General features: G+C 64.2%; 20 protein-coding genes, 2 tRNA genes and 1 pseudogene. 5 read left to right on the forward strand and 18 right to left on the reverse strand.

What is annotated here, in order from left to right; all coding sequences use genetic code 11:
• Positions 1-31: 31 nt before the first annotated feature.
• Positions 32-532 (reverse strand): hypothetical protein, encoded by a 501-nt coding sequence (locus ABIB91_RS14930; protein WP_354162726.1) that lies wholly within the window; start codon positions 530-532, stop codon positions 32-34.
• Positions 533-908: 376 nt separating this feature from the next.
• Here ABIB91_RS14930 and ABIB91_RS14935 point away from each other — a divergent pair, with 376 nt between their 5' ends.
• Entirely contained in the window at positions 909-2,051 is a 1,143-nt protein-coding gene (locus tag ABIB91_RS14935; RefSeq protein ID WP_354162723.1) for a helix-turn-helix transcriptional regulator, read from the forward strand.
• Positions 2,052-2,064: 13 nt separating this feature from the next.
• Here the strand turns inward: ABIB91_RS14935 and ABIB91_RS14940 are convergent, their stop codons facing one another.
• The 10 genes from ABIB91_RS14940 to ABIB91_RS14985 form a co-directional block, all read right to left on the reverse strand.
• Positions 2,065-2,313, reverse strand: coding sequence for a hypothetical protein (locus tag ABIB91_RS14940; protein WP_354127099.1), 249 nt, complete (start codon positions 2,311-2,313; stop codon positions 2,065-2,067).
• Between the two features lie 185 nt (positions 2,314-2,498).
• Positions 2,499-2,574, reverse strand: a tRNA-Phe gene (locus ABIB91_RS14945).
• 185 nt (positions 2,575-2,759) lie between these two features.
• The gene (gene yacG, locus ABIB91_RS14950) at positions 2,760-2,942 is read right to left on the reverse strand and encodes a DNA gyrase inhibitor YacG (RefSeq protein WP_007597555.1); all 183 of its coding nucleotides are present in this window, start codon (positions 2,940-2,942) and stop codon (positions 2,760-2,762) included.
• Positions 2,943-3,097: 155 nt separating this feature from the next.
• Entirely contained in the window at positions 3,098-3,727 is a 630-nt protein-coding gene (locus tag ABIB91_RS14955) for a Maf-like protein (protein WP_007597557.1), read from the reverse strand.
• A gap of 156 nt (positions 3,728-3,883) precedes the next feature.
• Positions 3,884-4,351: an arsenate-mycothiol transferase ArsC gene (locus tag ABIB91_RS14960; protein WP_219682453.1), complete on the reverse strand. Its 468-nt coding sequence runs from the start codon at positions 4,349-4,351 to the stop codon at positions 3,884-3,886.
• A gap of 5 nt (positions 4,352-4,356) precedes the next feature.
• Complete coding sequence (locus ABIB91_RS14965; protein ID WP_018453111.1) at positions 4,357-4,854, reverse strand: UPF0262 family protein; 498 nt, start codon at positions 4,852-4,854, stop codon at positions 4,357-4,359.
• On the reverse strand, positions 4,851-6,146 hold the full coding sequence (hisD, locus tag ABIB91_RS14970; RefSeq protein ID WP_035993721.1) for a histidinol dehydrogenase: 1,296 nt from the start codon (positions 6,144-6,146) through the stop codon (positions 4,851-4,853). The genes ABIB91_RS14965 and hisD overlap by 4 nt, the downstream gene beginning before the upstream one ends.
• A gap of 152 nt (positions 6,147-6,298) precedes the next feature.
• The gene (locus ABIB91_RS14975) at positions 6,299-6,736 is read right to left on the reverse strand and encodes a DUF2948 family protein (protein WP_354162718.1); all 438 of its coding nucleotides are present in this window, start codon (positions 6,734-6,736) and stop codon (positions 6,299-6,301) included.
• 81 nt (positions 6,737-6,817) lie between these two features.
• The gene (locus ABIB91_RS14980; RefSeq protein ID WP_354162715.1) at positions 6,818-7,477 is read right to left on the reverse strand and encodes an NAD(P)H-binding protein; all 660 of its coding nucleotides are present in this window, start codon (positions 7,475-7,477) and stop codon (positions 6,818-6,820) included.
• A gap of 26 nt (positions 7,478-7,503) precedes the next feature.
• Positions 7,504-8,442 carry an SDR family oxidoreductase gene (locus ABIB91_RS14985; protein WP_354162712.1) on the reverse strand — a complete coding sequence of 313 codons (939 nt, stop codon included), beginning with the start codon at positions 8,440-8,442 and terminating at the stop codon, positions 7,504-7,506.
• A gap of 84 nt (positions 8,443-8,526) precedes the next feature.
• Between ABIB91_RS14985 and ABIB91_RS14990 the strand changes: the two genes are divergently transcribed.
• Positions 8,527-9,180: a TetR/AcrR family transcriptional regulator gene (locus ABIB91_RS14990; protein ID WP_035993724.1), complete on the forward strand. Its 654-nt coding sequence runs from the start codon at positions 8,527-8,529 to the stop codon at positions 9,178-9,180.
• Positions 9,181-9,186: 6 nt separating this feature from the next.
• On the opposite strand, the gene ABIB91_RS14995 is transcribed toward ABIB91_RS14990, so the two are convergent.
• Positions 9,187-10,011, reverse strand: coding sequence for an alpha/beta fold hydrolase (locus ABIB91_RS14995; RefSeq protein ID WP_354162708.1), 825 nt, complete (start codon positions 10,009-10,011; stop codon positions 9,187-9,189).
• Between the two features lie 19 nt (positions 10,012-10,030).
• Positions 10,031-10,539: pseudogene (locus tag ABIB91_RS15000) on the reverse strand (hypothetical protein).
• Between ABIB91_RS15000 and ABIB91_RS15005 the strand changes: the two are divergent.
• The gene (locus tag ABIB91_RS15005) at positions 10,498-10,716 is read left to right on the forward strand and encodes a hypothetical protein (RefSeq protein ID WP_354162799.1); all 219 of its coding nucleotides are present in this window, start codon (positions 10,498-10,500) and stop codon (positions 10,714-10,716) included. The pseudogene ABIB91_RS15000 and the gene ABIB91_RS15005 overlap by 42 nt on opposite strands.
• A 96-nt stretch (positions 10,717-10,812) precedes the next feature.
• Here ABIB91_RS15005 and ABIB91_RS15010 read toward each other — a convergent pair whose 3' ends face one another.
• The 3 genes from ABIB91_RS15010 to ABIB91_RS15020 form a co-directional block, all read right to left on the reverse strand.
• Positions 10,813-11,121 carry an EthD family reductase gene (locus tag ABIB91_RS15010; RefSeq protein WP_007597575.1) on the reverse strand — a complete coding sequence of 103 codons (309 nt, stop codon included), beginning with the start codon at positions 11,119-11,121 and terminating at the stop codon, positions 10,813-10,815.
• A 216-nt stretch (positions 11,122-11,337) separates the two neighbouring features.
• The gene (locus ABIB91_RS15015; protein WP_354162796.1) at positions 11,338-13,044 is read right to left on the reverse strand and encodes an FAD-dependent oxidoreductase; all 1,707 of its coding nucleotides are present in this window, start codon (positions 13,042-13,044) and stop codon (positions 11,338-11,340) included.
• 27 nt (positions 13,045-13,071) lie between these two features.
• Complete coding sequence (locus ABIB91_RS15020) at positions 13,072-13,284, reverse strand: hypothetical protein (RefSeq protein ID WP_219682459.1); 213 nt, start codon at positions 13,282-13,284, stop codon at positions 13,072-13,074.
• Positions 13,285-13,599: 315 nt separating this feature from the next.
• Between ABIB91_RS15020 and ABIB91_RS15025 the strand changes: the two genes are divergently transcribed.
• Positions 13,600-13,674, forward strand: a tRNA-Thr gene (locus ABIB91_RS15025).
• An 820-nt stretch (positions 13,675-14,494) separates the two neighbouring features.
• On the forward strand, positions 14,495-14,899 hold the full coding sequence (locus tag ABIB91_RS15030; RefSeq protein WP_354162703.1) for a VOC family protein: 405 nt from the start codon (positions 14,495-14,497) through the stop codon (positions 14,897-14,899).
• 126 nt (positions 14,900-15,025) lie between these two features.
• Here ABIB91_RS15030 and ABIB91_RS15035 read toward each other — a convergent pair whose 3' ends face one another.
• Both ABIB91_RS15035 and ABIB91_RS15040 read right to left on the reverse strand, forming a co-directional pair.
• Positions 15,026-15,502 carry a Crp/Fnr family transcriptional regulator gene (locus ABIB91_RS15035; protein WP_354162700.1) on the reverse strand — a complete coding sequence of 159 codons (477 nt, stop codon included), beginning with the start codon at positions 15,500-15,502 and terminating at the stop codon, positions 15,026-15,028.
• A gap of 207 nt (positions 15,503-15,709) precedes the next feature.
• The gene (locus ABIB91_RS15040) at positions 15,710-16,330 is read right to left on the reverse strand and encodes a ferric reductase-like transmembrane domain-containing protein (protein WP_354162697.1); all 621 of its coding nucleotides are present in this window, start codon (positions 16,328-16,330) and stop codon (positions 15,710-15,712) included.
• Between the last annotated feature and the right edge of the window lie 2 nt (positions 16,331-16,332).

A 16,332-nucleotide genomic window follows, 5' to 3' on the forward strand; every position in this document is an offset into this window, starting at 1 on the left:
CGTGCAATCGGAGGAGAGGCCATCCGCACTGCTACTTCAACGCAAGGCTGCTGCAATATGCCGAGGTCTCGCCGGAGCGCCAGCCGGTGATCCGTCCTGCTTCCTTGCACTCGTCATAGGTCTTGTAGTTGCCGACGTTACGGCACGTGAACGAATAGACGCCGCCCGAAACGTTGCAGCCAACCCAGGGCTTGTCGCCCGCCTTGAAGCTCGATTGGCAACCGCCGACGCAGCAGCCCGTGGCGGCGGCGAGCTTGGCAAGCTTCGCGGCGTCCGAGTTCGGCGCCAGTGACGCCGTCGAAGCGGCTGAGGTGCGCGACGCGGGCCCGCGAGCTGTCGCGTGATGCGCCAACCGGTGTGGCCGCGCCACATGCTTCGGCGCATCAACCGTGACGCCGGGAAGCTGGGTTTCGGCGGCGGTCGTGGTCGGCGTCGGTTGCGACATCGCGGTGCCGCCGAGGGCGCACAGGAGCAGTGCAATCGATGAGATGGCGACAGCGGGACGCGTAACGAAGCGTGATGACAACGTCATGGCCATGTCCTTCCAGATGTGGGGCGGTCAATTCCTTCCCGAGGGCCAGGATATCACGCCCTGATCCAGGTTGCATGGAGAAGCACCATGCAACCTGACACGGCCAGCCGACGCGCTCCGCATCGCATCTGCTGCAGTTTTGAGCAGGCATCGAGCAGAACAGACACTGGACTAGCGACGACAAAGCACGAGCGCGAAATTCGTCGCGGTCGCCAACAAGCCACCCCAAGCATTTGTGTTCGGTGTTCCCGTTTGTGCCACGGAATCACGATGATAAGATCACTGCCTCAGGGTTGTGAAATACATCATAGGCGATGAAGCCACTCCTAAACTAACGTTCAAGTGACGTCCGTTATTTTCAAGTGAGTGGTTTGGAATGCGGCAGGCTTCGGTCGAGAAGTTCTCGGGCCTCATCGGCAGTGTCTATGATTGTGTGATCGCACCTGAACGGTGGACCGCGGTTCTGGATGAGATTTGCGCCGAGTTCGGCTTTGCCACCGGCGCGCTCTCGGTCGCCAGCCTCACCAACATGAAGGCCGTCGTCAATGCGGTCTCCGGGTCCGACCTGGCCCAGATGGCCCGGAACGGGGTCGGCTACGGCGCCGACATCATTGAGCTCTGGGGCGGCGCCGAACGCATTCAGCAATACCCGCTCGGCGAGCCGATCGTTCAATCCCAGGCGGTCCGGCCGGACGTCATTTCCAGCAACCGCTATTATCGCGAATGGGCGATGCCCAAGGGCTTGTTCGACGCCGATGCCGTCGGCCTCGTACGCGACAGGACGATGGTTGGAAATGCGATATTCAGCCAGCAAGAGTCGGCGGGTCGCATTGACGATGCGCAGGTCGACGGATTGCGCCTTCTGGCGCCTCACATCCGCCGCGCCGTGACGATCAGCAATCTGTTCGACATGAAGGCGGTGGAGGCCAACACATTCGCGGCGACGGTGGAGGCCCTGACGGTGGGCGTCATCCTGGCCGACGAGGATTCGAAAATCGTTCACACCAACGCCGCAGCTGCGGCGATGCTCGCGGCCGGCGATCCGATCGTGGCAAGGCATGGCCGGATCGCGGTTCAATCCGCGGCGACCACGGCCACATTGCAATCAGCGGTCGCGCAGGCAGCAAAGGACGAGACGAAGCTCGGGCAAAAAGGCATCGGCATCCCGATCCCTCGCCAAGGCGGTGACGCTCTCGTCATTCACGTTCTGCCGTTGCGACGCAGCCACACGCGATCCGGCCTGATCCAAAGCGCCGCTGCCGCCGTGTTCGTGACGTCAGCCTCCGGGCCGCCGCGATTGCCTCACGATGCGCTCAACCAGCTCTATGACCTGACGCCGGCCGAAATTCGCATCTTCGAGCTCATCTGCGAGGGACACACACGAGACGCGATCTCGGCCTTGCTCGGCGTTTCCGTCAGCACCGTGAAGAGCCACCTCATTCACGTCTTCGAAAAGACGGGCTGCCGGCGCCAGGTCGACCTGGTCAGGCTTGCGAAATCGCTGACGTTCCCGGTGTAACAGAAGAGCGCGCTCAAGCCGCTTCCGACGTTGATCGCGCACGCTGCTCGAGCACGCCGATCGTCGAGACCAAATTGTCGCGTCGCGCGCGAAGATTAAGCGCAAGAAGCGGGTATGTCGGCTGCAGCACGTCAAACACCCCTGCTCTCGCCTCTTCCTCGAGAATGTCTGTGTTCATGAGCCGAACGCGCCACCACAAATCGGCGACCAACGCATCGAGCCGGAGTTCGCCAGCAGCATCAGAACGGGACACTTCCTGCATCACTTGCCTCAACCTGAAACGGCCTCTCTTCCAAGGCCAGACTTTGGTCCTGGCTGAGCAAGCAGAGTGCCAGCAATGGACGGGCGCGATCTGGTTCCGGAACGGATTGCTGCGCGAGCCGGCTGGTCAAGACCTGGCGCTCAAGGCTTGGCGCTGGGGAAGATGTTGCCCGTGGCGAGCGAAAATGGTGCCCAGGGGCGGAATCGAACCACCGACACTGCGATTTTCAGTCGCATGCTCTACCAACTGAGCTACCTGGGCGTGCTCCAAAGAGGGGCCAAAGCCCATCGAGCGGGCGGTTTATAGTGGGCTGAAGGCTGCCTGTCCACCCGGCTTCACCAAGAGGCTTCGCCGGGCGCGGCCCGGCTGTGCACAAGGTCGGGCGGGCTTGCTGGAGCTGGCGTGCTGCGCGGGCATCATTCACTTAGAATGTTGATATTACTTGTTTATTCTTCTCCATCCGCCTCGTCATCCCGGCCGGGGATGACGTAGGAGCCTTTCAGCCAGCGGTTCAGATCGACGTCGCGGCAGCGCGAGGAGCAGAACGGGCGGGTGGCCTCGGACTGCGGCTTGCCGCAGATCGGGCAGGTTTTGAGGGGGCTTGCGGGCTTTTTCACCTGGTCGTCCATAGGGTGCTCAGCTTGCACGAGGTGAGAGAGTTCAAGAGCCTGTCGCCAAAGGAGTTCCTCCGGCGGAAGTGCAGGCGTTCCGGCCAGATTCCCGCGGGGCAATTCTACTGTGCATGGGGTTGTTTTCGCGATTTTTACAGGAGCGGCTTGTCGGCTCAGACGGCGGTGGCATTGAGCCAGCCGAAGCGGATCGGGAAACCTTCGCCGCCGAGCAGCGTGGTGGTCTCGTAGAGCGGCAGGCCGACCACGTTGGTGTAGGACCCCACCATCTTGACCACGAACGACCCCGCGATGCCCTGCACGGCGTAGCCGCCGGCTTTGCCGCGCCATTCGCCGGAGCCGATATAGGCCTGGATGTCGTCCTCCGAGAGGCGCTTGAAGCGGACGCGGGTCTCGACCAGGCGCTGGCGGAAGGCCTCACGCGGCGTCACCAGGGTGATTGCGGTGTAGACGCGATGGTTGCGGCCCGACAGCAGCCGCAGGCACTGCGCGGCCTCGTCGACGAGATTGGCCTTGGGCAGGATGCGGCGGCCGACCGCCACCACCGTGTCGGCGGAGAGGATGAAGGCGCCGCGCAGCTCGTCGTCGAGCTGCACTGATTTGAGCGCCGCATCCGCCTTGGCCCGCGCGAGCCGGTTGGCGCAGGCGCGCGGCAGCTCGCCCCGCTTCGGCGTCTCGTCGACGTCGGCGGGCCGGAGCGCGTCCGGCTCGATGCCGGCCTGGTTGAGCAGCGACAGGCGCCGCGGCGAACCGGAGGCGAGAACGAATTTGGGGCGGCCGAGCATCAGGTGATTTGGGGAATGAAGCAGGGGGTGAATTGCGCGCGGAACCTATCGGACGGGGGCTGATTTCACAACCCGGGAACCCGGACTTTACTGATTCGACGGGTACAGGATGCGTGTGCCCGCAGTCTGTGACGCGGGTGTTACGGGCGCCGAATGCTACCCGTTCGCCGCGCCCACCTTCGAAAACCGCCGGCGGATGCGCAGCAGGAGCTGGTCGCAGACGTCACGGTAAGCCGCCAACTTCTGGTCGCGGCTGCCTTCCATGGTGGTGGGATCAAGCGTCGGCCAATACTCGACGTCGGCGGCAAGCGTCCGGGTCAGCTCCAGCGCCTTGTGATGCGCCTCCGGCGACAGCGTGATGATCAGGTCGAAATTCAGCCCCTCCCAATCCTCCAGCTCCTCGAAGGTCTGCGGCTTGTGGGTGGAGATGTCCTGGCCGAGCTCGGCCATCACGGACACCGCGAACGGATCGAGCTCGCCGCGCCTGGCGCCGGCCGACTTCACGTAGAGGCCTTGCGGAAACATGTGCCGCAGCAGGCTCTCCGCCATCGGCGAGCGCACGCTGTTCATGGCGCAAGCGAACAGCACCGATTGCGGATCGCGTGCGCGTGGCGGACCCGCCATCGCGTTTAACCCTTCCAGTGCAGGACAGTAATGAGCGTGAACAGCCGGCGCGAGGTCTCGAAATCGACCCGCACCTTGCCCTTCAGCCGCTCCTGCAGCGTACGCGATCCTTCGTCATGGATGCCGCGGCGGCCCATGTCGATGGCCTCGATCTTGTCCGGCGTCGCCGTGCGGATCGCCTGGTAGTAGCTGTCGCAGATCATGAAATAGTCCTTCACGATCCGCCGGAACGGCGTCAGCGACAACAGATGTGCGACCACGGGCGTGCCGTCCTCGCGGCGGATGTCGAACATCAGGCGGCTGCCGGTGATGCCGATATGCAGCGTGAACGGCCCCTTCCCGTCGGCGCCCTCCGGCGCGAACAGGTTCTGTTCGATCAAATCGTAGATCGCGATCGCGCGCTCATGCTCGATGTCGGGGCCGGAACGGCCGATCGAGTCCTCGTCGAGCGTGACGCCGACGATGCGATTGGTCGAGTCGTCCTGTTCGGGCGGCTGGGTCATGACAGGTTGAGGCGCAATCCAATCGAGCGCGAATGGGCATCTAGCCCCTCCGCCTTGCCGAGAATCATCGCGGCCGGACCCAGCGCACGCAACTGATCCGGGCCGCATTTCAGGATCGAGGTGCGCTTGAGGAAATCGTGCACCGAGAGCCCCGACGAGAATCGTGCCGAGCGCGCCGTCGGCAGCACGTGGTTGGAGCCGCCGACGTAATCGCCAATCGCCTCCGGCGTGTGCGGCCCGAGGAACACGGCGCCTGCGTTGCGGATCCTTGCGGCGAGCGCGTCGGGATCATGCGTCATGATCTCGAGATGCTCGGCGGCAATCGCATCCGCGAGCGGAATGGCGTCATTGAGGCTCTGCACCATGATGATGGCGCCGAAATCGGCCCACGAGGCGCTGGCGATCGCAGCGCGCGGCAGCGTCTTCAACTGCGCCTCGACGGCCTTTTCGACGTCGGCGGCAAGGCGCGCGGAATCGGTAATCAGGATCGACTGCGCGCTGGAATCGTGCTCGGCCTGTGCCAGCAGGTCGGCGGCAATCCAGTCGGCATTGCCGGTGTCATCGGCGATGACAAGCACCTCCGAGGGACCGGCGATCATGTCGATCCCGACCTTGCCGAACACCAGCCGCTTTGCCGCGGCGACATACGCGTTGCCGGGTCCGACGATCTTGGCGACGGGCGCGATCGTCGCGGTGCCATGCGCGAGCGCGGCAACCGCCTGCGCACCGCCGACGCGATAGATCTCGGTGACGCCGCCAAGCTTTGCTGCCGCCAGGACCAGCGGGTTGAGCTTGCCGTCGGGCGAGGGCACCACCATGACGAGGCGCGCTACGCCCGCGACCTTTGCCGGCACCGCATTCATCAGCACCGAAGACGGATAGGCTGCAGTGCCGCCGGGCACGTAGAGGCCGGCGGATTCGATCGCGGTGTAGCGCCAGCCGAGCTCGACGCCGAGCGAATCGGTGAAACGCTCGTCCTTCGGCAGTTGCCGGCTGTGATAGGTCTCGATGCGATCGCGCGCGAGCTTGAGCGCATCCAGGGTCGCTGCGTCGCAGGCTTTCACCGCGGCCTCGATCTCGGCGGCGGTGACGCGCAGGCCGGATGCATTGAGCGTCAACCGGTCGAACTTTGCCGTGGCCTCGAGCAGGGCGGCATCGCCCCGCTTCGCCACGTCGTCGACGATGGCTCGCGCGGCCGCCTCGACGTCGGCCGAGGCCTCGCGCTTGGCGGCGAGGAAGGCCCCGAATCGCTGGTCAAAATCGGCGCTGCTGCGGTCGAGACGAACGGGCATCTTGGCTTCTAACTGGTTTTTGGGGGCGCGGTTTGGCTCACCAGGCCCCTGCTCAATGGCGCGGCGGGGAAGCTGCGTCAACCCTTGGGCCGGGCCGTTCCCCTCCGGCGTCGTCCTGGCGAAAGCGGAATGCGTGGCCTTGGCATGCCACTTCACCCCTCCCCTTCAGCCTCCAACCCCGCTCCCAGCTGATCCGCCCCCAGATCAGTCAGTTCGCATTCCAGGCATTCGACGTCGAGGCGGATGGCGCCGCCTTGGGCAAACAGGAGCAGCGCGCTCCCGCCGGGGGCGTCCTGGCCGCGGAATTCGATGCCGACGAGATCCAGGACAGTGTCGGGCGCGTCGAGGTCGATGTTGCGCGACTTGCAGGCGAGCACGCGGTCGAAACGGAGGGCGGCGACCAGCCTGCGCGGCTCGGCCTCGCCGTCCAGCGTCTGCTCCCAGTCCAACCGGCTCATGCCGACGACCAGCCGCTTTTCGCTTTGCCGCCAGATGATGTCCGAGGGCTGCACGCGGGCGTCCTGGACGTGGGCCGAGATCACGGAGAGGTCGTCGGCGTCGAGTGCGATCAGTTTGAGCTGGGGAGACATCGACGGCGCTTTCTGCTTCGGGCGGACGGGGCTCAACGCGCGCGGGCGGCGAAATTTCCCTAGAACTAACGCCCCACTGGACTAGAGGCTATTGATATCCTCCATCTCCAGCACCTTTCGCGGATACCCCTCCCGCGCGACCCGGATCATCGCGCGGCCGATCTGCTCCGTCGAGGTGACGAGCCGCGGCGAGACCCGGCGCAGTACCGACCACAGTGGCCAACTTGCTGCATACACGGCCTGCACCCACGCGGTCTTGGAGCGGGCACCGTGGAGCGGTTGGATTGCACCGGGGCGGAACATGTAGGCCGCCTTGAACGGCAGCTTGAGCAGATCGTTCTCGGTCTTGCCCTTGATCCGCGCCCACATCCGCGAACCCTGCTCGGTGGAATCGGTGCCGGCGCCCGTGACATAGACGAATGTCATCTGCGGATTGAGCCGTGCCAGCGCGGTCGCCGCTGCGAGCGTGAGGTCATAGGTGAGATGGCGGTAGCGCTCCTCGCTCATGCCGATCGAGGAGACGCCGAGGCAGAAGAAGCAGGCATCGAAGCCGGTGAGCTGCGCTTCGATCGCCGAGTAGTCCGTGAAATCGCCGTGCGTGATCTCCGTGAGCTTGGCGTTGCGCACGCCGGTCGGGCTGCGGCCGACCACGAGCACGCGATCGATGCCGGCATCGATCAGGCATTCGCGCAAGACGCCCTGCCCGACCATGCCCGTCGCGCCGAAAATGATGATCTGCATCGGGACCTCCCCGACAGGCTCGCGGCTCATGCGGCGGCCGCGATCTCGTCGAAGGATATACCGGTCAACGTCGCCGAAACATCCCACAGCATGGCTGACGAGGCGAAATCCTTTGCATGCGGCATGACCTTCGCCGGCCGCGGCGGCCCTTTCAATTCGAAGAACCAGTTGGGACCATAGTAGCCGCCCGGCTCTGCTGCCGGCGAGGTCGCCGCCAACAAAGTCGGCAGCGCGCCTTCCGCGGCAGACTGGCTGATGAAGGGCTGCAGCCACCGGCTCACACGCCACTGGAACGTGTTCGCACCCGGACCGTTCGAAATCAGATCGGTCCGCGCGTAGCCGGGATGTGCGGCAAGGCTCGTCAGACCCCAGCCTGCGGCGAGGCTGCGGCGCTGCAATTCCAGCGAAAACATCAGCATCGCCAGCTTGGACTGGCAATAAGCCCGCCACGGACGATAGGAATGCTTAGCCTGCAGATCGTCGAAATTGATCGCCCCGGAGCGGTGCGCAAGGCTCGAAAGGTTGACGACCCGAGCCGCCTTCGCCCGGCGAAGCTGCGGCAACAGCCGCGCCGTCAGCGCGTAATGACCGAGATAGTTGGTGCCGAGCTGCATCTCGAAACGATCCGCCGTCTGCTGCCGCTTTGGCAGCGCCATCACGCCGGCATTGTTGACGAGCAGGTCGAGCTGCTCGTTGCTGGCGGCGAAGCGCCTGGTAAAATCGGCGACGGAAGCGAGGCTGGCGAGGTCGAGATGCTCGTAGGCGATCAGCGCATTGGGAAAGCGCTCGCAAATGCCCTCGATCGCGCGCAGGCCCTTTGCCTCGTTGCGTCCGGTGAGTATGACAATGGCACCGGCGCCCGCCAGCGCCATCGCCGTCTCGTAGCCGAGGCCGCCCGTCGCTCCGGTCACGACGGCAGTCTTGCCGCTGAGGGAGGGGATGTCTGCCGTGGTCCAGTCGGTCATGCCATAGCTCCGTCGGGGCTGGGAAAGGCCCCCGCGACGGGTCTAAATGTGCACTGGGTGCAACTTTGCAAGTGGTGAAGTGATTTGAAGCTTTCGAAAGTCGCCGGGAAATCAGTCAACAGGCGCACCAAGCCATTGCCGGCAGGAGCAAAATCCGCCGATGGCACCGGCCTGCGCCAGCGCAAATTGCAAGCGACCCGCGAGCGGTTGACCCGCGCCGCGATGGCGCTATTCCTGGAGCGCGGTTTCGAGGCCACGACCATCGACGATATTGCGGCCGCGGCGGACGTGTCGCGACGCAGCTTCTTCCATTATTTCGCCTCGAAAGAGGACGTGGTCGCGGCTTGGCAGGAAGGCGCCGCCGCCGCGCTGGTCGCGGAGGTCGTGGCGCGGCCGGCGGGCGAAACCATGCTGACGGCGGCGGAGAACGCGATCGCGGCGGCGCTCAAGCGGATCGATCCGGCGGAGGCTGCGGCCATGTCGCGGCTCAAGCGCGATAATCCCGCGCTTCGGGCGCGCGACCAACTCAAATACGAGAAGCTCGAGCGGGCGCTGGCCGAAGGGCTCGCCCAGCGCGCCAGAACCAAATCGGACCAGCTGAAGGCGCGGCTCGTCGCCATGATCGCCACCGGCGCGATGCGCGTCGGCGGCGAGAGCTGGATCGCCGGAGGAGCGCCGGAGAAGCCGGAAGCTTTCGTCAAGCGCACCTTCGACGCGATCAGGGCGATATTGGCGTGAGGCCGCTCACTCCCTAAAGAACGCCAACAGGTCCGCGTTGATGGTCTCGGCGTGCGTCGTCGGCATGCCGTGCGGAAAACCCTTGTAGGTCTTCAGCGTACCGTTCTTGAGCAGCTTGGCTGACAGCGGCGCGGAATCGGCGTAGGGCACGATCTGGTCGTCGTCGCCGTGCATCACCAGCACCGGCACAGTGATCTTCTTCAAATCCTCGGTGAAGTCGGTTTGCGAGAACGCGACGATGCCGTCGTAATGGGCCTTCGCGCCGCCCATCATGCCCTGGCGCCACCAGTTCTGGATCACCGCTTCCGACGGCTTCGCGCCGGGACGATTGTAGCCATAGAAGGGGCCAGCCGCGATGTCGCGGTAGAAGCTGGCGCGGCCGGCAGCGAGCTGCACCTGGAAATCGTCGAACACGCTCTTCGGCAGGCCGCCGGGATTGGCGGCGGTCTGCAGCATCAGCGGCGGCACCGCGGAGAGGATCGCGGCCTTCGCCACCCGGCTCTCGCCGTGGCGCGCGATGTAATGCACCACTTCGCCGCCGCCGGTGGAGTGGCCGACATGGATCGCGTTCTTGAGATCGAGATGGGCCGTCACGGCCGCGAGATCATCGGCATAATGATCCATGTCGTGGCCGTCGGCGACCTGCGACGAACGGCCATGGCCGCGACGGTCGTGCGCGATGACGCGATAGCCGTGCGTCACGAAGAACATCATCTGCGCGTCCCAGTCGTCGGCCGACAGCGGCCAGCCGTGGCTGAACACGATCGGCTGGCCCGAGCCCCAGTCCTTGTAGAAGATCTCCACGCCGTCCTTGGTGGTGATGCTAGGCATTGTCAGGCTCCTTGAATGATCAGGCGAACGCCATCGGTTTGAAGCGGCGCCAGGCGCCGATGGTGAGCACCACGAAAAACACCAGCACGAGGCCCTGCACCACCGCGAACACGGGGCCTCCGGGCGGCGCCGGCGCCACGGCGGGTGCGAGCGCGGCGAGCGCCGGCACCTTCAGGAACGACTGGATCACCAGCACGAAGACATTGAAATACAGCGAGATCATCGCGGTCACGATGTAGACCGGACGCCAGACGCCAGCGAGCTTCATGCCGTACAGCGCGATGCAGGCGATCGCGAGCAGCACCAGCGAGATGATGCCGATGATATGCGACGGCAGCAGCTCCTTGAACGGAAACAGGAAGCCGGTGGCGCTGGTGAGGATCGTAAACGCTAAGAAAATCGCGGTGAGGCCCGGCATCGGCTTCGAGCCGAGCAGGCCGAACACACGACGAGGCCGGCGGCAATGCCGATCAGGCTGATGATGACATGAACCAGCGTGAAGGCGGGCAAGCTCAACCCAAGAACCATGACATCTCTCCTACTCTCTGCATCGAGTTCGGGATTGATATTACGGTCCTCATCGGATTGCCACACGCGCTGGTGTCACACATGCGTGCGCAGCCATGCGTCATCGTGCGAATCGAAAAACGCATGGCTGAATTTTTTGCAACGCTGTCACGAACGACGACAGTTTGTAGTGCGTAGCCCGGATGGAGCGATAGCGTAATCCGGGATTTTCGCGTGCAAATGCATGGCCCCGGATTACGCTGCGCTCCATCCGGGCTACACGAGAGTCGCGGCTCACACTTCCTTGGTATCGAAGATCAACAGGTCGGCGCCGCCAGTGGCGAATTTCGGCACGTCGCCGGCCGCCGCCTTGCCTGCTTCGCTGCCGAAGGCCGACTGGATGGCGGCGACGTTGTCGAAGGTGAGAATGGCGACGAGGTGAATTCCGGAAGGTCCGGCGGGGGAGCCGACCGTGCCCGTGCTGACGGCGTATTTCTTCAAGCCGGGAAGTTTCTTGGCGAGCGGAATGTGGGTCTCGGCATAATGCTTGTCGAAAGCGGCGGCATCCTTGGGCGTCTTGTAGAGCACGACGAGTTCGGCCATTTAGTCCTCCCATATAAATTTGTTCTGTTAGATCCTCATGGTGAGGAGCGTGCGAAGCACGCGTCTCGAACCATGAAGGCCCGGCTTTGGCAGCTGGGCCTTCATCCTTCGAGACGCGGCCTGCGGCCGCTCCTCAGGATGAGGGGAGATAGTCACGCATCACCCGGCAAGATGGCAAGCCAGATTCGGCTTGCCGTCCGCTCGTCTTCTGCTTGACTAAAGCGCCGGTTTTGCGGCGTCGCCGAGGAAGCCGTGCAGGGAGGCCACGACCTGCGCGCCTTCGCCGATGGCGCCGCCGACGCGCTTGACCGAGCCGGAGCGGACGTCGCCGACGGCGTAGACGCCGGGCACCGAGGTCTCCAGCGGCGCCACCAGTCGGCCCTGGTTCTGCTCGGACTGCGCGCCCGTGACGACGAAGCCGCCGCGATCGAGCGTCACGCCGCAGCCGTCGAGCCAATTGGTGGCGGGATCGGCGCCGACGAACAGGAAGAGATTGCGGATATCCGCGAAATCCGCGTCATCAGACAGCCGGCTCTTCCAGCGGATGCGCCGCAGTAGCGAGGCCTCGTCGCCTTGGAGCGCCGTGATCTCGGTGTTGAACATCAGTTCGATGTTCGGCGTGGCTTCGATGCGCTCGATAAGATAGCGCGACATGCTGGCGCCAAGGCCACCACCGCGGATGATCATCAGCACTTTCTTGGCGTGCCCCGAGAGGAAAACAGCGGCCTGCCCCGCGGAGTTGCCGGCACCGACCAGCGCGACCTCTTCGCCGGCGCACAGCTTCGCCTCGACCGGCGATGCCCAATACCAGACGCCGCGGCCCTCGAACTTGTCGAGGTTCTCGATCTCGGGCCGGCGATAGCGCGCACCGCTTGCGACCACCACCGCGCGCGAATGCAGCGGGCCGCAGCCGTCAAGCGCCACCGAAAACGCGCCGTCCTTGCGCGTGCAGTCGAGCGACTTCACCGTCACCGGGATCATGATCTCCGCGCCGAACTTTTGCGCCTGATTGAAGGCGCGCGCGGTCAGGGCCTGGCCGGAAATGCCGGTCGGAAAGCCGAGATAGTTTTCAATGCGTGCGCTGGCGCCGGCTTGGCCGCCGAAGGCGCGGGTGTCGAGCACGGCGACCGAGAGGCCTTCGGACGCGGCATACACGGCGGTAGCGAGCCCGGCCGGCCCGGAGCCGACGATCGCGACGTCGTAGATGCGGTCGTTGCGCGGGCCGCCGATCATGCCGATCGCGCGCGCAAGCTCGGTTTCGCCGGGATTGCGCAGCACCGCACCATCGGGGGTGACGACCAGCGGCCAGTCGTCCGGCTTGGGCGAATAACGCGCGATGACATCGGCGGCGTCGCGATCGCGCGCGGGATCGAGCAGATGATGCGGCTGACCGTTGCGGGTGAGGAAGCCTTGCAACCGCACCACGCCTGCCGAATGCGACGGACCGATCAGCACCACGCCGCCAACGCCGCCCTGGAGCAGATTGACCCGGCGCAGAATCAGCGCGCGCATGATGCGCTCGCCGAGTTCAGCCTCGGCGACCAGCAGCGCGCGCAGCCGCTCCGGCGGCAACAGCAGCGTCTCGACATCGCCTTCGGCGCGGCCGTCGACCAGCGCCGGCCGTCCCGAGAGCTGGCTCAACTCGGCCAAAAATTGCCCCGGCCCCTGGTCGATCAACGGGGTGACATGGCCAAGGCCGTCGCGCTGGGTGATGGCGACGTGGCCCTTCAGCACGACGAACATGCCCGGCCCGGGCTTGCCGGTCTCAAACAGGAATTCCCCGTCGGCGTAGTTGCGGACCTCGCCGAAATGCCTCATCCGCTCGATCTCGGCTGACGTCAGCGCCGGAAAGGTCTGCTCAGGGCGGGTGAACCGCGACATCTGCGCGTCACCGTCGGGTCGTTGCTGCTCGTCCTGCCCCATTGCCACGGCCATGCACTCCAAAAAATTCTAGTCGCCGGTCTTGTCGGCTATCTTGCCGGCGGTCCCCTCATTTAGGGAATCATCTTCGTTCTGCGAGGGGCCGCCACTTGCGGCCCGTTCGCGCGCCTGCATCCTTCGCCGCTTCAGGTTTTCGCGCAGCGCCGATTTGAGCCGGTCGTCGCGGGACGCCCTCGCCTGTCTGGAGTCCTGCTTCGTACTCTTGTCGTTCTGGTCTGCCATCGAGGTCCATTACAGCGATCGGCGATAACATGCCCGAGGAATAAGGCAGCTCAAGAGGGCCGCGCGATCCGATCGTGCGAAAATCGAAATGGATCGAATCCGGCGCATCGGGCAACTGGCCAGTTGGGTGGGGATATCGGAACCGAATCCGCGGAAAGTCGGCCGTTTCGAGCCAAAATAGGCATTTTGGCCCCGATATCGACCCGATTTTATCGCTTTGGCGGAGCTAGCAAGCTTGCACAGGAGGGGGGCTTGTGGCAGATATCGGCCCGCTTGGTAGGCCCCTCGTGGCGGCCGATTCTTACCCCAGCACATGCTGCCGTAGCTCAGTGGTAGAGCACTCCATTGGTAATGGAGAGGTCGACAGTTCAATCCTGTCTGGCAGCACCATTCCCTCGCTCAAATCGCACATGAAGCAGCCTTCTCGCGGCACCAAATGCCCGAGTTTTGCTTTTTTCGTAGCCCTCCTCAGTGAAGAGGGCGCAGGGAAGACCGGGTGCCGGCTGGCACCCGCGGTCCGCTGCGCAAAGATGTAGCGCAAAGAGACCGCACAGCAGCATACAGGTGACGCCGAACACTCGGCCTTCCCTGCGCAGTGGATTGACGGCTTATGCCGCGCTCTCCCCGGCGACGAGTTCCTTTTTGTCACCGTCGCCTTGCGAATTGACGATGGACAAAGACCCGGTAGAGCCCCGATCCATCTCCGCAAGGCTTGACCGTAGCAACGACGGCCAGGACCACACGATTTTGCCGTACGCAGCGATCCGGCTTCGCCCGAAGGCTTCGCCGGACACAGGCGCCGTTCGTCCGCACGCTAGACAAGACCTCACGAGGTTCATCTCGCCCTGGTCCCGTCTTCATGCCCGACGCTGCCGCGTCCACCGCACCCCGATCCACGTTCGTTACGACGGACGATCGCCCCTCTCCCTGGATCGGGATGGGGAATTGATACTGCGATTCCGAATTTCGGTAAAGTGGAATATTTTTGTGGTGGGGGATTGACGGGGTTTTGCGGGAAGGCGGGTGTGTTGCCCGACGGGTCGCCCTTGGCCACGCGTGCTGCTTTTGACATAATCGGCGAATCCAAGAGGCAATCCCGCGACAGTCCTGGCGCAGCTAAAGCCTTGTTCGGTGGCCAAGCATGCATGATGGGTTTCGCAAGTGCTCTACCCATCCTACGCGAGCTTAAGACTTAAAAAAGGAGAGAGGCATGCTTGGGAACGCGAAGGTGGCAACCCGGCTTCCAGCCAAAGACCTGGATCGGGCGCGAGCGTTCTATTCCGAAAAGCTCGGGCTCGAGCCGGTCGAACAGCGCGAGGGTGGACTCCGCTACGTCTGTGCGACCGGCGAGTTTGCGATATTCATCTCGGCCGGACTGCAATTCGGCACGCACACACAGATGGGCTGGGAAGTTGAGGATATCGAGGCAACGGTGCGCGAGCTTCGCGTGCGGGGAGTCGAGTTCGAGGAATATGACCTACCCGGCTTGAAGACCGTTGATGGAATTGCCGCGATTACCGGGAATTACCCCAGCAAGGGTATCGGTGAGCGGGGCGCGTGGTTCCGCGACAGCGAAGGTAACTTGCTGGGAATCGGGCAGCCGATTCGATCTTGACGAGCAGCTGGGTCGTTCGTGTCGTCGTCATTCGGACGGCCGCCGCCAACCATCGCGGTCTTGCGGCGGTGACGAAACATGATGGGTTTCGCAAGTGGTCTACCCATCTCACGCATTATCACTTGATCACTTGTCGTCACCCATCTGATGCCCCGCAAAGCGATCGTCGCTGCGACGCAGCCGGCGGCATAGCTCGCGATTGATGTTTTGCAGGACGATCACATAGGCATGGATATCGGCCTTGTAGCAGGCGTAGAGCTTTTGGGCCGTCAGCTCGTACAGCACCGTCGGACTCTCCGCGATCACCGTGGCGGAACGATTCTGCATTTCGATCAGCGTCATCTCGCCGAAGAAATCGCCGGGCTCCAGAACGGAGATCGGGATCACGCGCCCCGCATTCGCCCGTTTGCTCACCGCCAGCCGGCCGGATTTGACGATGAACAGCGAGCGTCCGGGCTCGCCCTCCGTCACGACGGTTGCTCCGGTATCAAATCGGCACTCGACCAGCATCGACATCAGGAGGTCGAGACTTTGATCCGGGATACCGCCGAAGAACGGTGTGGCGAGCAGGAATGCTTTCAGGTCGGGGACACTGACGGCCATCGCGCGAGGATAATCTTCACCGCCATCCGCGGCAAGCAGGGCAGATGCGGGCGCTGACGACGCCGACGTGTTGGAATAAAGAGGTCAGCGGAAGTTTCGTGTCTCGTAGGGCGGGCAAAGCGAAGCGTGCCCACCAACCACTGTGATAGGTAGATAGATGGTGGGCACGGCGCTACGCGCCTTTTGCCCACCCTACGCTTACCACCCCTACGCACTCTCGCCGCGCAGCGTCCGCTTTCGCCAGAGGTCAGCCATGAGCTTGACGGTCGCTGCGAGCACGAGCGCGCACAGCACCGCCTTCGAGATCGTCTCCATCGTCCCCTCGATCAGCAGGCAATGCGCCACACTGCCTGCGACGATGACGATCGCGAGGGGAATGTGGACGATGCGCCAGGTGCGCAGCCGCAGTCCCAATCGCCGGCGGAGTAGCGCCAGAAGCGCGACGGTGAAGATGGCCCACATCGCGGTCACGCCGAAGGGGGAGAACGGCGTCGGTGAGGTATAGGTCAGGGCGTCGATCATATCGGGCGGACTGGTGATCCAGAGGCCGGCGACGTGGATCACCACCGCCAGAGCGAGCGCGCCGCCGATCCAGCGATGGGCGCGCCGGCCGCGATAGGCCGACAGGCCCGGCAAATATCCGCCGATTAGCAGGGGCTGAGCGAGCACGAGACCGAGCGCGACGATGCCCGCGAAGCCGGCGAGGATGTAGAGCGGGCCGCGCCATGCGAGTTGCTCGCTTGTTGCGGCGGCGGCGACCGGCACGCCGATGGCCAAGGCAAGGGTGACCCAGATCAGGGGCGCCCGGGCCGATCGCCACCCTTTCATTC

It is taken from the genome of Bradyrhizobium sp. JR4.3 (genome assembly GCF_040547695.1).
GTDB classification, from domain to species: Bacteria; Pseudomonadota; Alphaproteobacteria; order Rhizobiales; family Xanthobacteraceae; genus Bradyrhizobium; species Bradyrhizobium canariense.

Bases quoted from the DNA above. Each gene is read 5' to 3' on its own strand.
- ABIB91_RS15015 (WP_354162796.1), bottom strand. From the start codon at position 13,044: ATGGGGCAGGACGAGCAGCAACGACCCGACGGTGACGCGCAGATGTCG.
- ABIB91_RS15035 (WP_354162700.1), bottom strand. From the start codon at position 15,502: ATGGCCGTCAGTGTCCCCGACCTGAAAGCATTCCTGCTCGCCACACCG.
- ABIB91_RS15005 (WP_354162799.1), top strand. From the start codon at position 10,498: ATGAACCAGCGTGAAGGCGGGCAAGCTCAACCCAAGAACCATGACATC.
- ABIB91_RS14955 (WP_007597557.1), bottom strand. From the start codon at position 3,727: ATGCTCGGCCGCCCCAAATTCGTTCTCGCCTCCGGTTCGCCGCGGCGC.
- ABIB91_RS14935 (WP_354162723.1), top strand. From the start codon at position 909: ATGCGGCAGGCTTCGGTCGAGAAGTTCTCGGGCCTCATCGGCAGTGTC.
- ABIB91_RS14940 (WP_354127099.1), bottom strand. From the start codon at position 2,313: ATGCAGGAAGTGTCCCGTTCTGATGCTGCTGGCGAACTCCGGCTCGAT.
- yacG (WP_007597555.1), bottom strand. From the start codon at position 2,942: ATGGACGACCAGGTGAAAAAGCCCGCAAGCCCCCTCAAAACCTGCCCG.
- ABIB91_RS14995 (WP_354162708.1), bottom strand. From the start codon at position 10,011: ATGCCTAGCATCACCACCAAGGACGGCGTGGAGATCTTCTACAAGGAC.
- ABIB91_RS14980 (WP_354162715.1), bottom strand. From the start codon at position 7,477: ATGCAGATCATCATTTTCGGCGCGACGGGCATGGTCGGGCAGGGCGTC.
- ABIB91_RS15030 (WP_354162703.1), top strand. From the start codon at position 14,495: ATGCTTGGGAACGCGAAGGTGGCAACCCGGCTTCCAGCCAAAGACCTG.
- ABIB91_RS14965 (WP_018453111.1), bottom strand. From the start codon at position 4,854: ATGACCCAGCCGCCCGAACAGGACGACTCGACCAATCGCATCGTCGGC.
- ABIB91_RS15040 (WP_354162697.1), bottom strand. From the start codon at position 16,330: ATGAAAGGGTGGCGATCGGCCCGGGCGCCCCTGATCTGGGTCACCCTT.
- ABIB91_RS14930 (WP_354162726.1), bottom strand. From the start codon at position 532: ATGACGTTGTCATCACGCTTCGTTACGCGTCCCGCTGTCGCCATCTCA.
- ABIB91_RS14985 (WP_354162712.1), bottom strand. From the start codon at position 8,442: ATGACCGACTGGACCACGGCAGACATCCCCTCCCTCAGCGGCAAGACT.
- ABIB91_RS15020 (WP_219682459.1), bottom strand. From the start codon at position 13,284: ATGGCAGACCAGAACGACAAGAGTACGAAGCAGGACTCCAGACAGGCG.
- hisD (WP_035993721.1), bottom strand. From the start codon at position 6,146: ATGCCCGTTCGTCTCGACCGCAGCAGCGCCGATTTTGACCAGCGATTC.
- ABIB91_RS14960 (WP_219682453.1), bottom strand. From the start codon at position 4,351: ATGGCGGGTCCGCCACGCGCACGCGATCCGCAATCGGTGCTGTTCGCT.
- ABIB91_RS14975 (WP_354162718.1), bottom strand. From the start codon at position 6,736: ATGTCTCCCCAGCTCAAACTGATCGCACTCGACGCCGACGACCTCTCC.
- ABIB91_RS15010 (WP_007597575.1), bottom strand. From the start codon at position 11,121: ATGGCCGAACTCGTCGTGCTCTACAAGACGCCCAAGGATGCCGCCGCT.